Origin of the sequence: Puniceibacterium confluentis, assembly GCF_007923445.1 — a bacterium.
In the GTDB taxonomy this organism is placed as follows: domain Bacteria; phylum Pseudomonadota; class Alphaproteobacteria; order Rhodobacterales; family Rhodobacteraceae; genus Puniceibacterium; species Puniceibacterium confluentis.
The window spans coordinates 138,702-151,604 of the sequence record NZ_VOJI01000009.1 but is presented as its reverse complement, the minus strand read 5'-3'; the positions used below and the strand labels follow the sequence as shown (position 1 = coordinate 151,604).

Sequence of the window (12,903 nt, the reverse complement as noted above, 5' to 3'; positions counted from 1 at the left end):
CTTGCGGGAATGTCCATTTTACTTGCGGCAGATGCAAGTTAATCTGATCCGAACATGAGGAGTTGCGACATGAACGAGATGAAGACACCTGGGCCGAAGCTCAAAGCCAAGGACGCGCCCGATATGGGATCCTTCGACTGGGAAGATCCGTTCCGGCTGGTTGACCAGCTGAGCGAAGATGAACGCATGATCGCTGACAGCGCCCGGTCCTACGCGCAGGAAAAACTGCAGCCGCGGGTGATTGCAGCGTATAACGAAGAGCGGGTTGAGCCGGAAATCTTCCGCGAAATGGGCGACATGGGCCTGCTGGGCATCACCGTGCCCGAGGAATACGGCGGGCTGGGATCCTCCTACGTGGCCTACGGGCTGGTGGCACGCGAGATCGAGCGGGTCGATTCCGGTTACCGGTCGATGATGTCGGTGCAATCCAGCCTCGTGATGTATCCGATCTATGCCTATGGCTCGGAAGAGCAGCGGCAGAAATACCTGCCGAAACTGGCAAGCGGTGAATGGATCGGCTGTTTCGGCCTGACCGAACCGGACGCGGGGTCTGACCCTGCGGGCATGAAGACCCGTGCGGTGAAAACCGACAGCGGCTACCGGATCTCGGGCTCCAAGATGTGGATCTCGAACTCGCCGATTGCCGATGTCTTTGTGGTCTGGGCCAAATCCGAAGCCCACGACGGCAAGATCCGCGGCTTTGTGCTGGAAAAAGGCATGAAGGGACTGTCGGCGCCGAAGGTTGGCAACAAACTCAGCCTGCGGGCCTCGGTCACCGGCGAAATCGTGATGGACAATGTCGAGGTGGGTGAAGACGCGCTTCTGCCGCACGTTCAGGGGCTCAAGGGGCCTTTCGGCTGTCTGAACCGCGCCCGGTACGGCATCTCCTGGGGGGTCATGGGCGCGGCCGAGTTCTGCTGGACCGCGGCCCGCGGCTATGGGCTGGACCGCAAGCAGTTCGGCAAGCCACTGGCGCAAACCCAACTGTTTCAAAAGAAACTGGCCGACATGCAGACCGAGATTTCATTGGGACTTCAGGCCAGCTTGCGGGTCGGTCGGCTTATGGACGAGGCCAAGGGCGCACCCGAGATGATCTCGCTGATCAAGCGCAACAACTGCGGCAAGGCGCTGGATATCGCGCGGCAGTCCCGCGACATGCACGGCGGCAACGGGATCTCAGCCGAGTTTCAGGTCATCCGGCACATGGTGAACCTGGAAACAGTGAACACCTATGAGGGCACGCATGACGTGCACGCGCTGATCCTTGGCCGGGCGCAGACGGGCTTGCAGGCGTTCTTTTAAACCCTGCGTCAGGATACGACGATCCCTGGACTGCGGCGCCTGTAACGGGCGCCGCAGTTTTTTTGCGCGACAGGGCCGTCGAGCCGGACATGCGCCGCACTGCAAAGTCGCGCGTGCCGCGGTAATTCAATAATTCGTATAATCAGTATTATGTATTTTAAATTCGTCAATTATCCCAGCCGCACAGGTGTTTTTCGGGTCCGCGCCTCAGTGGTGCGTCGATCACGGTGTTGGCCGCTTGCGTCAGAGCCCCAACCCCGGCATCTGGACAGGACAAACCTAGACGGTCACTGTGATGTCAAACAACAGGACAACGACAATGCGCACGATGCTGATCCTCAACGGACCAAACCTCAACCTGCTGGGCACCCGTCAGCCAGAGATATATGGCTCGACGACACTGGCGGATGTCGAAGCCATGTGCCGGGCGCATGCGGAAAAGATCGGAGTGACCCTGGATTTTGCCCAGAGCAATCACGAAGGTGTTCTGGTCGATGCACTGCACGCGGCGCGCGGCACCAAGGATGGTGTGATCCTGAATGCCGGAGCCTATACCCACACCTCGATCGCGCTGATGGATGCGATCCGATCGGCAGAAGTCCCCGTCGTCGAACTGCATCTGTCCAACATCCATGCGCGCGAGAGTTTCAGGCACCTGTCCTATATCTCGCCTGTCGCCATCGGTCTGATCTGCGGCTTTGGGGCGCGCGGCTATACATTGGCGATGGACGCGCTGTTCAGCCACCTTGAGGGTACCTGATGACACCGGCGCTCTGCGGTGACCTGATCGAGTTGACCAATGCCAGCAGCATCGAAATGCTGTGGTCGAAACATTGCGAACATATGGCGGCCTATGGCTTTGACCGGCTTCTGTACGGATTTACCCGGTTTCGCACGGCCCATTCCCTGGGTGATCCAAACGATTTCCTGCTGCTGTCCAATCATGCGCCCAGTTACACGAACGTCTTCATCGGCCAGGGTCTATATGCCCATGCGCCCATGGTGAAATGGGCACTCGAGAACGAAGGGTTCTGCAGTTGGCGCGTGCTTGCCGAGAAGATACTCAGCGATACGCTGACCCGAGAAGAACGTCGGGTGTTTGATTTCAACGTGTCCCACAATGTAACCGCGGGCTATTCGATCAGCTTCAAATCGGTGTCCGCCGGGGCCAAGGGCGCCATCGCACTGACGGCGAAGCCCGGTCTGTCACAGGCCGATACCGATGCCCTGTGGGCCGAACATGGTGAAACCATCGTGCTGATGAACAACCTCGTTCACCTGAAAATCCTGTCCCTGCCCTATACGCCCCCCAACCAGACGCTGACCAAACGCCAGCGGGAGGCGCTGGAATGGGTGGGAAGTGGCAAGACCATGCAGGACATCGCGCAAATCATGGGACTCACTCAGGCAACTGTCGAAAAGCATTTGCGGCTGGCACGCGAGGCTCTGAACGTCGAAACCACCGCACAGGCGGTGATGAAGGCAACGTTTCAGAACCAGATGTTTGTTTTGGAGGCATAAATTCGCTCCGGTCTGGCGTGGTCCGTGAACCCACCGTGAAAAAGTTAACATATGAGCGCAAATGAACAAAGGTCGGGAAATCCTGACTTCCGTTACGTCACAAACCTTGCCAATCTATAACTGTTCCGTGAGTGGTGGCCTTTAGCCTGGGAATGCTGGTTCTGAAACCCTTGTAATTTCAAGGCACTGCAGGACTTTGCGGTAAGTACCGCTGTCGGCCTTTCCGGGTATTGCCCTGGGAAGGTCGGCGCACTTGGAGGTATCCTCATCTCATCCCCAATGTCTCGGGGATGCCTTCCGGTCAAGAAAAAACGGAGCTGCCCTTGCGGGCGGCTCCGTTTACGTTTGGCTGACAGCTGGTCTGAAACGCAAATCGCGCGCCACCCCCGGGGGCGACGCGCGCTGAGGTTGAAGCCGGGGCAGAGCCCCTGCCCCTCAGCCTTTGGCGGTCTTTGCGACTTCGGCGGCGAAATCCTCGACAACCTTTTCGATGCCTTCGCCGACTTCAAGACGCACATAACCTGTGATCTCGACGCCTGCTTCCTTGGCCGCGGCGGCAACGGTGAGGTCGGGATTGACCACGAATGCCTGTCCCAGCAGCGTGACTTCGGCCATGAACTTTTTCATCCGGCCAACGATCATCTTGTCGATCACCGAGTCAGGCTTGCCCGACTCGCGTGCGATTTCGATCTGGATCTGGCGTTCCTTTTCGACAACGGCCGGGTCGAGATCCGCTTCGGACAGCGATGCCGGGTTGGCGGCAGCGATGTGCATCGCGACCTGACGGCCAAAGGCTTCGTTGTCGCCGGTCATGGCGACCAGGACGCCGATCTTGCCCATGCCTTCGGCAGCCGCGTTGTGGACGTAGGACACAACGGTCTCACCGGACAGTTTGGCCATGCGGCGCACCGACATGTTTTCACCGATGGTGGCGATCTTCGAAGTGATCTCGTCCTGAACGGTCTTGCCGCCCAGATCGGCGCCCATCAGCGTCTCGAGATCGTCGACCTTGAGAGCGGCGGCGGAAATACCTGCGACCATCTTCTGGAAATCGGCGTTCTTTCCGACAAAGTCGGTTTCCGAGTTCACTTCGACGGCAACGCCGGTGCTGCCCTCGACGGCGACGGCGACAAGGCCTTCGGCTGCGGTACGGCCGGCCTTTTTGGCGGCTTTGGCCAGACCTTTGGTGCGCAGCCAGTCAACGGCGGCGTCCATATCGCCGTCGGTCTCGGTCAGCGCCTTCTTGGCGTCCATCATGCCTGCGCCGGTCATCTCGCGCAGTTCTTTCACCTGGGATGCTGTAATCGCCATCTGCGGCTCTCCTCGTCTGGAATTGCAATTTGGGACGGCCCCGTCCGGGCCATCCCGGGACAGCCAGAAGGCTGTCCGCTCATGTCATCTCTGCATGTCGCCCGTGCGACAAAAGACGCTCAGGCCTCGGCGGCAGCGTCTTCGACGGGGGCGTCTTCGAGTGCACCGATGTCGACACCGGCGGCACCCATCTGGGCGGTCATGCCATCCAGAGCCGCACGGCTGACCAGATCGCAGTAAAGCGAGATGGCGCGGGCCGCGTCGTCGTTGCCGGGGATGATGTAGTCGACGCCATCGGGCGAGCAGTTGGTGTCGACGATGGCGACAACCGGGATGCCCAGCTTGTTGGCTTCGGCCACGGCCAGCGCTTCTTTCTTGACGTCGATGACGAAGAGAAGATCAGGCACGCCGCCCATTTCGCGGATCCCGCCGAGCGAGGCCTGCAGTTTGGTCTGGTCGCGCTCCATGTTCAGGCGCTCTTTCTTGGTCAGACCTTCAGAGCCGGTTTCCATCTGCTCGTCGATCTGCTTGAGACGCTGGATCGACTTGGAAACGGTCTGCCAGTTGGTGAGCGTGCCGCCCAGCCAGCGGTGGTTCATGTAATACTGCGCGCATTTCTCGGCGGCGTCGGCAATCGACTGCTGCGCCTGACGCTTGGTGCCGACGAACAGCACGCGGCCGCCCTTGGCGGTGGTCTCGCGGACAACGTTCAGCGCGGCGTCCAGCATCGGGACGGTCTGCGTCAGGTCCATGATGTGGATGCCGTTGCGCGCACCATAGATGAACTCGCCCATACGGGGGTTCCAGCGCTGCGTCTGGTGGCCAAAGTGTACGCCTGCTTCAAGCAGCTGACGCATGTTGAACTCGGGAAGAGCCATGGTCTTATCCTTTCCGGTTTACGCCTTGGCGGGGGTGCGTGCGCGACTGCGCCAACCGGTGGACCTCTGGGGATGTCTCCCCCAACGGCCCGACCCCGCCTGCGGGATTGAGTGGGGCGCTCATAGCGGGGTTTTGACCCGGGCGCAAGTGCCGCGACCCGGACAACGGCGCGCGACACTTTCAGCCCGGCGGCAACCTCAGACGAAGAGGAAATCGCCGGCGGTCAGCTCTCCCTGTTCCAGCCCGGCAAAAAAGATCACATGCCCCTCGAGCGCGAGCTGCACCCCGGCAATGCCATCCACAGCGGTGGAGTCAAAGGCAAGGTCGTCGAAGTTGGTGCCATTGGCCGCATTCAGCCGCAGCGTATCGATGCCGACCGCAAAATCGGTGAGGTGGTCGAATTCGCCGTCCGTCAGCGCATTGAAGACAAACAGGTCGCCGTCCGCGCCGCCGGTCAGCACATCATCCCCGGCGCCGCCGTTGATGGTGTCCGCGCCGGTCCCGCCAGTGATGGTGTCATTGCGTCCGCCGCCGGCCAGAAAGTCATTGCCCGCCCCACCCTCGATGCTGTCGTCACCTTCGCCGCCGCCAACCGAATCGTCGCCATCCCCGGCGTCGATGGTGTCGCGGCCAAAGCCGCCGCCGATGTTGTCGCTGCCCGCACCGCCATCGATGCTGTCGACTCCATAGCTGGCCCCCATCACGTCATTGCCGTCGCCACCGGACAGGGTGTCATCCCCGGCCCCGCCGGCCAGCACGTCGTTGCCGCCACTGCCGTCGACAGAATCGTTGCCCTGACCGGCGCCGATTGTGTCGTTGCCAGCCCCGCCGGTGATGGAATCGTCGCCCAGCCCGCCGCCGATATTGTCATCGCCGTCGCCACCGTCGATCACATCGTCGCCGTCGGAACCGGAAATCTGGTCATCGCCGGGCCCGCCATTCAAAGTGTCGTTGCCCGCGTTGCCCTGAATGCCATCGTTGCCGTCGCCGCCATCCATGACATCGTCGCCAGACGCGCCGGACAGCGCATCATCGCCACCCGCGCCCCGGAGCGTGTCATTGCCGTTGCTGCCGGTCAGGGTGTCGTTGCTCTCGGTGCCGGTCAGGCTCAGACCCTGCGTGGACGTGTCGCCCCCGGCCAGATCGGTGACGTTGCCGTACCAGTCAACCAGCAAACCGCTGCCATCCGGCAGGATGGCGCCGTACCCGACGCCCGCGCCTGGACCGGCGGTGATGGTGATCAGGTCTCCGACCGGGGTGCCGTCCGCGCCAAAGCACTGCACAAAGCTGCCCGGTTCCTGTGATGTGACAAGGTTCTGATTCCAGGTAACGGCAAAACCACCGCCCTCGAGCGCGTGCACAGTGGCGTGGTACTGCTCGCCCGCGGCGGTCGCGCCGATGTTGACCTGCTGCTCGAAAACCGAGACCGTGCCATCGGGATTCAGCACCGTCACCCAGACGTTGATGTCCCCGTCCAGACTGTCCGCCCAGGCAATGGCGACCCGTCCATCGGTGAGCACCGCGGCCTCGAGCAGTCCGTCCTGAAACACCGCAGCGTTGCTGGCATCGCCATGATCGCCAACCGAGATATCGAACTCGCCGCTGTCGGCCACACCCGCCTGGGTGAAGAACTGTCCGAACAGCGTGTCGGTAAAGCTGTCCCGATAAAGCGCCAGAATCCGGCCACCGACTTCGGCAACCTCAAGCCCGGCGGTCAGCTGGTAAAAGATACCCTCGACCTCCGAGGTGCCAAAGGTGCCCTCGACTTCCGTGCTCGACAGCGTGGCCCCATCCGGCCCGAGGATCTGCAGCGTCACGGCCTGCGTCGCGGTGGCCCGCGACAGCACCGCCACATTGCCATTGTCCAGTGTCACGGAGCTGGCGTTTTCCCAGCCGACAAATGTCGCGGGCACACTCTGGCTGCCGGTCACCGTGCCTGCGGAATCGACCGAGATTGCCAGCCGCGATTCCGAATAGGGTGTAAAGTTGTTGTCTTCGTCGATGAAACCGTTCTGCGCGTGCGAGACGAGGAAGACATAGCCCCCTGCCCCGTCCGCTGCCACGTTGATGATGCTGTCGTCAAAACCGTTCGGCGCGTCCAGTGACCCGGTGTCGAGCTGTGTCGGCGGCACCAGCACAGTGCCGTCACCCAGCGACAGAACCGTGAAATTGGCGATGTCGGAAAACACCGGCCCGGCGCTGGTCCAGACCAGCACCAGCGTATTGCCGATGGCGTAGGAATGGACACGTTGTCCGTCAGACGGAATGGCGTCGAACACGGTGTCCGTAAGGGCAATGGCCATGGATCTATCGTTCCCTGAAAACTTCGGAAGACAAAAAGTCTTCCGGTTACCTGCAACCAATCTGGCGGAGCCAATCTCCGCCAAAAATGACAATACGGCGCAATTTTCCCGGTGCCACAAAATTCGGTGCGGCGCCGTGTCGGACGGAGGATCAGGGTCGGCGGTCGCGGCGCGGCTAGAGGAAGACCCGCTCGACGAACCAGTAAAAGCCGACCAGCGCGATTGCGACCGAGGCAGGGATGGCCACATAGGTGCGATAGGCCGCAAGCTGGTCAACCCAGGTCGCCGACAATACGCAGAACAGGGAAATCATCGCCATGGGCCACAGGAAAACGGGTGCCCTTGCGCCCATCACGGACGTGAATTCCGGATTATTCAGCAACCAGCCAAGGACAAGGAAACCCGCTGCCAGCACACCGTAAAACACCTGACCGCTGCGCGGGGTCATGTCGTTGTCATCCACCCGCAGCGCCACCCAGACCAGCAGAAAGGCCAGAGCGATGACCGTAAGCTGCCCCAGTTCGACCCCGACGTTAAAGCCGATCAGCGCCGGAAAGAACTGACCCGGCGGCAGTCCGAACTCGCCCAGAACCGACGCAAAACCCAGCCCGTGCAAAAGCCCGAACAGGAACACCACCAGCGGACGCCAGCGGCTCAGCCCGTCGGTGAGAATGTTCTCGACCGCCACAAAGACGATCGACGCGGCGATCAGCGGCTCGACGATCGACCCCGGCAGGGTGACCCAGCCCATTGCCCCCAGTGCTAGGGTGACGGTGTGCGCCAGCGTGAAAGCCGAGATCTGCCACAGCAGCGGACCGATGCGGGTCGAGAGGAAAAACAGTCCCAGCACAAAAAGGATGTGATCCAGACCTTTGGGCAGGATGTGATCGAATCCGACTGGTATATACCCCGCAAACGCCTGCAGTGCCGTGTCCTCGCCGCCGCCCGTCAACGCGATCTCGTCGCTGGGTGTGCCGTTGTCGAGATAGCCGGTATAGGGCGCCTCGACCCCCTGCTGGCGCAGGATCAGCGCCCCGTAGGACGCGGGCCAGGTCACCTGCAGACCTTTGGCGTCGGTCGGAATCGGGGCGGTGAACCGCAGTATCGAGTCGCGCGGCAGCTCGACATTGCCGACCGGACCGACGGTGACGTCGTCAAGCGCGAGCGGCAGCTCAACACCATCCGCCCGGAGCGAGATCGCCGCCGCCACTTGCGCCGCGTCGGCGCGGATCCGGTCGGAAAAGGCAGCAGGCGCAAGCGCCCGCAGCGCATCCACCTGTGCCGCTTGTGCGGTTTCGTTGGTATCTGCCACACCTTCCAGATCGACGCCCGCGACGATGGCCTCGGCATTCAGGGTGATTTCCAGCGTCACAAGGCTGCCTGACACCGTCAGATCGCCGATGGCGGGGCGTACCTCATGGGCATTCGCGACAGACCCCACGAAAATGAATGCTGCCAAAACCGTAAAAAATGCGCGCAAGTCTTTGCCCCCAAGCCAATTTCCAGACCATTGTGGTGCAAATCTCCTGCACCTCAAGAGCCACGGGCGGGATTAGACAAAAGTTGCACAACGACCTGACGGCACGCGCCGACGCGCGCGTTGATTGCAGGCGGCGTCGTCCCGGCGTCGCACCTTCCGACCCGTGCGGCAGGCCAGACGAGGGGCCTTGGCCCCGCGCAGTGGCCGCGCCGGACCGGCGCGGTGTCGTCAGAGATAGTCCGAACGCTGCAACGTGTACTTTGCCATCTTTTCGTTCAGGGTGCGCCGCGGCAGGCACAGCTCGTCCATCACTGCGGCGATAGATCCCTTGTGACGCCGCATGGTGTTGTCGATCAGCATCCGCTCGAACGCTTCGACATATTCCTTGAGCGGTTTGCCTTCGGTGGTCATCACCGGCTGCATCTCGTCATGGTCGTTCATCAGCAGCGACGCGATGGTGCCCGAACCACGCCGCGATTGCAGCACCGCGCGCTCGGCCAGATTGATCAGCTGGCGCACATTTCCTGGCCAGGGCGCCTGCAACAGCTGTGCGGCCTCCTGGGCGCTGACCTGCGGCGCGTCGCAGCCATATTCCTCGGCGTATTGCTCGGACAGGCGAGTGAACAGCGTCAGAATATCCTCGCCGCGCTGCCGCAGCGGCGGCACGGTGATCTTGAGCGCCGCCAGCCGGTAATACAGATTGGACCGCAACGCATCCTCGCAGGTGCGGCCTTCGTCCTGCATGTTGCAGATGGCAACGATGCGGGTTTCCGGCGGGTTGCCCTGATCGTTTATCACCGACAGCAACCGCGACTGCGCCGCATCGCTCAGCGCCTCGACATCCTCGAGCACCAGGGTGCCGCCGCGTGCCTCTTCGACCGCGGGCAGCCGGACGTCTTCGGGCTGCATCGGACCGAACAGGCGCTGCATCAGCGTGTCCTCGTCCATCGCGGCGCAGGACAGCAGCACGAATTTCTTGCCGGCACGCGATCCGACCGCATGCAGCGCATGGGCGATCAATGTCTTGCCGGTGCCGGTTTCGCCGTCGATCAGCACGTGACCGTCGGCCTGCCCCAGATCAAGCACATCCTCGCGCAGCCGCTCCATCGATGCAGAGTTGCCGATCAGCTTGCGCATCATCTGAGTGCCGTCAGACAGTTCGCGGCGCAACGCCCGGTTGTCCAGCGTGAGACGGCGGGCATTGGTCGCCTTTTTGGCCAGCTCGGACATGCGGTCCGGGTTGAAGGGCTTCTCGAGGAAATCAAAGGCGCCGATGCGCATCGCCTCGACCGCCATCGGCACATCGCCGTGACCGGTGATCATGATGACCGGCAGGGCGGAATCGTGCCCCATCAGCTTGCGCAGCAGCTGGATGCCGTCCATCCCCGGCATCCTGATATCCGAGATCACGATCCCCGGATAATCCGCGCCAACCGAGCCAAGCGCCTCTTCGGCGCTGGAAAATGTTTCCGTGTCATAGCCCGACAGGGCCAGCCACTGGCTGATGGACTGGCGCATGTCCTTTTCGTCATCGACAATAGCTATTTTCATCGCCTTGGACATAGGTCTCTCCGCTCCGGCTTCGACAAGAGATATCACTCTGCCGCTTGGGTCTTGTCACTTAATATGGGCAGCTGAATTTCAAATACAGCCCCGCCCGCTTCGGCATTGCGTGCCATCAGTCTGCCGCCAAGGTCGTTTACGATGCCCGAGGAAATGGCAAGCCCCAGCCCCACGCCGTCGCCGGGCTGTTTGGTGGTGTAGAAGGGTTCGAACAGCGCATCCAGATCTTCGATTCCGTGACCGTTGTCGCGCACTGTCAGGGTCGCCGTTTCACCAGAGGCAAGAATGATATCCAGCTGCGGATCCGGCACCATCTTGGTGGCATCCAGCGCATTGCGCAACAAGTTCACCATGACCTGTTCGATTCGCATCCGGTCCCCCATGACGCGCACCCGTTCCTCGGGCAGGATCCGGGTGATCTTGACCCGGCGGGATTTCAGCTGCGGTTCCATCATCGACAGGGCCGACACCAGCGCCTCGCCCATATCCACAGGGGTAAACTCGGCCTGTCCCTTGCGGGCGTAACTTTTCAGCTGCCGGGTGATGGCGCCCATCCGCTCGATCAGATCGTCGATCCGGTGGAATGCCGCCAGTGCCTCGTCCGGACGGTTCCGGCGCAGCAGCAGGCGGGCACCGGCAAGATAGGTCTTCATTGCCGCCAGAGGCTGGTTCAACTCGTGGCTGACAGCCGCCGACATCTCTCCGAGCGCGGCGAGTTTCGAGCTCTGCGCCAGGGTCTGTTCGGCCACGGCAAGCGTCTCCTGCACGCGTTCACGCTCGGCAATTTCCCGCTGCAAGCGCAGGTTCAGCTGGCGCAGTTCCGCCGATTCCCGCTGGAACAGGGCCATCCGCAGCGCGGTCTTGCGCGACAGCACGTAAAACGCCAGCGCGGCAAGGATGGCAAACCCCATGATTTCCAGTGCCAGAACGCCGTTCACCCGTTCGCGGACTGAGGAATAGGTGGTGAAGCTGGTCATCGACCAGCCGCGGAAAGGAATTCGGCCGTCGATCCGCATCACCGCCTCGCCCTGGACATAGGCGTCGGCGGGCAAGGCGGTCCAGTCGGCGGTCGCCTGGATGGCCCGTTCGATGGCACTGTCCGGCGGCTCGCGCTTCAGCGCCGCAGCGGGCGTCAGTCCGCGCCAGCGCGGTTCGGTCGCAAGGATGATGTTGCCTTCGGAATTGGTGACCAGCACCGCATCCGAAATGCCGGCCCAGGCCCGTTCGAACTTGGCAAGATCGACCTCGACCACGATCACGCCGATGGCGCTGCCCTGGCTGTCAAGGCGGCGCGAATAGGTGAACGAATAGCCGCCTGTTTCGCGCTGAAGCGTGGTGAACACCGTCGCATTCGACCGCAGGGCATCGACAAAATACGGCGCGTTGCGGTGCGACTCGCCCAGACGATTGCGATCGGTGGCCGCCACAGTGCGCGCATCCGAATCCAGCAGCATCAACGATGCCGCGCCGATTTCATCGACATACGAGATCAGCCGCTGCGAACTCTGGCTGTACTCCGAAGAGTTGAGCGCCGAAATCAGCGCCGGGTCCCGCGACAGCAGTTGCGGCACGATGGCGTTGCGGCGCAGTTCCGACAGAAGGTTGCCGCTGTACAGCGCCAGACGCAGTTCGGCGCGGTTGCGGGTGGTTTCGGTAAAGCGGCTGGTCAACAGCGAATTGGTGACCCAGACCGTGGAGACCGCCAGCAGGAACATGACGACCAGAGCGCCGCGCACGCGCCAGCTCAGCGGTCCGGCGCGCTTTTCACGCCGGACCCTGTGGGGGCGCGCTGGGACTGGCTTGTCTTTGGACATACCCGAGGATACGGCGCGGCGGCCGCAGGCTCAAGTCAAGCCTGAGCCAGGACCCCGGTCAGATGGGCGAAAAGGCGCGCACCGTCGGTGCCGCCATGGTCCGGTTCCGCCACCCGCTCGGGATGTGGCATCATGCCAAGGACCCGGCGGTTCGGGGACAGGATGCCGGCAATGTCGGTGTCCGAGCCGTTGGGGTTGGTGCCATAGGTAAAGGCGATGCGGTCTTCGGACTTCAGGGCCGTAATCTCGTCCGGATCCGCGGTGTAATTGCCATCGTGATGGGCAATCGGCACCTGGATCGTTTCACCGGCGGCATAGCCCTGGGTGTAGACGCTGTCGGTCGATGCCACGGTCAGCGGCACCGTGCGGCAGATGTACTTCAGTCCGGCATTGCGCAGCAGGGCCCCGGGCAACAGGCCGGTCTCGGTCAAAACCTGAAAGCCGTTGCAGATTCCCAGCACATAACCGCCCTTTTCGCCATGTGCCTTGACCGCACGGCAGATCGGCGAATTGGCGGCGATGGCGCCGCAGCGCAGGTAGTCACCGAACGAGAACCCGCCGGGCAGGCCGACAATGTCGATCCCGGTCGGCAACGCGGTGTCCTTGTGCCAGACCATTGTGACCTCGCAACCGGCATTGCGAAAGGCGGTGGCTAGATCACGGTCGCAATTGGACCCGGGGAACACGACGACGGCGGCTTTCATGGGGCTAGCTCCTTGCGGCTTTGGCC

The 12,903-nt window shown here is 62.2% G+C and carries 10 protein-coding genes; 3 read left to right on the top strand and 7 right to left on the bottom strand.

Going from position 1 to position 12,903, the window contains the following annotated elements:
* Positions 1 to 78: 78 nt before the first annotated feature.
* The 3 genes from FOY53_RS12135 (at position 79) to FOY53_RS12125 (ending at position 2,823) form a co-directional block, all read left to right on the top strand.
* Positions 79 to 1,302 carry an acyl-CoA dehydrogenase gene (locus tag FOY53_RS12135; protein ID WP_146589274.1) on the top strand — a complete coding sequence of 408 codons (1,224 nt, stop codon included), beginning with the start codon at positions 79 to 81 and terminating at the stop codon, positions 1,300 to 1,302.
* Between the two features lie 319 nt (positions 1,303 to 1,621).
* Positions 1,622 to 2,062: a type II 3-dehydroquinate dehydratase gene (aroQ, locus tag FOY53_RS12130; RefSeq protein ID WP_146589149.1), complete on the top strand. Its 441-nt coding sequence runs from the start codon at positions 1,622 to 1,624 to the stop codon at positions 2,060 to 2,062.
* On the top strand, positions 2,062 to 2,823 hold the full coding sequence (locus tag FOY53_RS12125) for a helix-turn-helix transcriptional regulator (protein WP_146589146.1): 762 nt from the start codon (positions 2,062 to 2,064) through the stop codon (positions 2,821 to 2,823). The genes aroQ and FOY53_RS12125 overlap by 1 nt, the downstream gene beginning before the upstream one ends.
* Positions 2,824 to 3,258: 435 nt before the next feature.
* On the opposite strand, the gene tsf is transcribed toward FOY53_RS12125, so the two are convergent.
* From tsf to purQ, 7 genes are all read right to left on the bottom strand, one after another.
* On the bottom strand, positions 3,259 to 4,134 hold the full coding sequence (gene tsf / locus FOY53_RS12120) for a translation elongation factor Ts (protein WP_146589144.1): 876 nt from the start codon (positions 4,132 to 4,134) through the stop codon (positions 3,259 to 3,261).
* Between the two features lie 119 nt (positions 4,135 to 4,253).
* Positions 4,254 to 5,012 (bottom strand): 30S ribosomal protein S2, encoded by a 759-nt coding sequence (gene rpsB, locus FOY53_RS12115; protein ID WP_146589142.1) that lies wholly within the window; start codon positions 5,010 to 5,012, stop codon positions 4,254 to 4,256.
* A 198-nt stretch (positions 5,013 to 5,210) separates the two neighbouring features.
* Positions 5,211 to 7,316, bottom strand: coding sequence for a calcium-binding protein (locus tag FOY53_RS12110; protein ID WP_146589139.1), 2,106 nt, complete (start codon positions 7,314 to 7,316; stop codon positions 5,211 to 5,213).
* 175 nt (positions 7,317 to 7,491) lie between these two features.
* Entirely contained in the window at positions 7,492 to 8,775 is a 1,284-nt protein-coding gene (locus FOY53_RS12105) for a HupE/UreJ family protein (RefSeq protein ID WP_246107371.1), read from the bottom strand.
* A gap of 249 nt (positions 8,776 to 9,024) precedes the next feature.
* Positions 9,025 to 10,359 (bottom strand): sigma-54-dependent transcriptional regulator, encoded by a 1,335-nt coding sequence (locus FOY53_RS12100; RefSeq protein WP_146589137.1) that lies wholly within the window; start codon positions 10,357 to 10,359, stop codon positions 9,025 to 9,027.
* A gap of 32 nt (positions 10,360 to 10,391) precedes the next feature.
* Positions 10,392 to 12,173 (bottom strand): sensor histidine kinase, encoded by a 1,782-nt coding sequence (locus tag FOY53_RS12095; RefSeq protein ID WP_146589135.1) that lies wholly within the window; start codon positions 12,171 to 12,173, stop codon positions 10,392 to 10,394.
* 35 nt (positions 12,174 to 12,208) lie between these two features.
* A complete protein-coding gene (gene purQ, locus FOY53_RS12090; protein WP_146589132.1) occupies positions 12,209 to 12,877 on the bottom strand; it encodes a phosphoribosylformylglycinamidine synthase subunit PurQ in 669 nt (222 codons plus the stop codon).
* Between the last annotated feature and the right edge of the window lie 26 nt (positions 12,878 to 12,903).

Bases quoted from the DNA above. Each gene is read 5' to 3' on its own strand.
- FOY53_RS12135 (WP_146589274.1), top strand. From the start codon at position 79: ATGAAGACACCTGGGCCGAAGCTCAAAGCCAAGGACGCGCCCGATATG.
- aroQ (WP_146589149.1), top strand. From the start codon at position 1,622: ATGCGCACGATGCTGATCCTCAACGGACCAAACCTCAACCTGCTGGGC.
- FOY53_RS12125 (WP_146589146.1), top strand. From the start codon at position 2,062: ATGACACCGGCGCTCTGCGGTGACCTGATCGAGTTGACCAATGCCAGC.
- tsf (WP_146589144.1), bottom strand. From the start codon at position 4,134: ATGGCGATTACAGCATCCCAGGTGAAAGAACTGCGCGAGATGACCGGC.
- rpsB (WP_146589142.1), bottom strand. From the start codon at position 5,012: ATGGCTCTTCCCGAGTTCAACATGCGTCAGCTGCTTGAAGCAGGCGTA.
- FOY53_RS12110 (WP_146589139.1), bottom strand. From the start codon at position 7,316: ATGGCCATTGCCCTTACGGACACCGTGTTCGACGCCATTCCGTCTGAC.
- FOY53_RS12100 (WP_146589137.1), bottom strand. From the start codon at position 10,359: ATGTCCAAGGCGATGAAAATAGCTATTGTCGATGACGAAAAGGACATG.
- FOY53_RS12095 (WP_146589135.1), bottom strand. From the start codon at position 12,173: ATGTCCAAAGACAAGCCAGTCCCAGCGCGCCCCCACAGGGTCCGGCGT.
- purQ (WP_146589132.1), bottom strand. From the start codon at position 12,877: ATGAAAGCCGCCGTCGTCGTGTTCCCCGGGTCCAATTGCGACCGTGAT.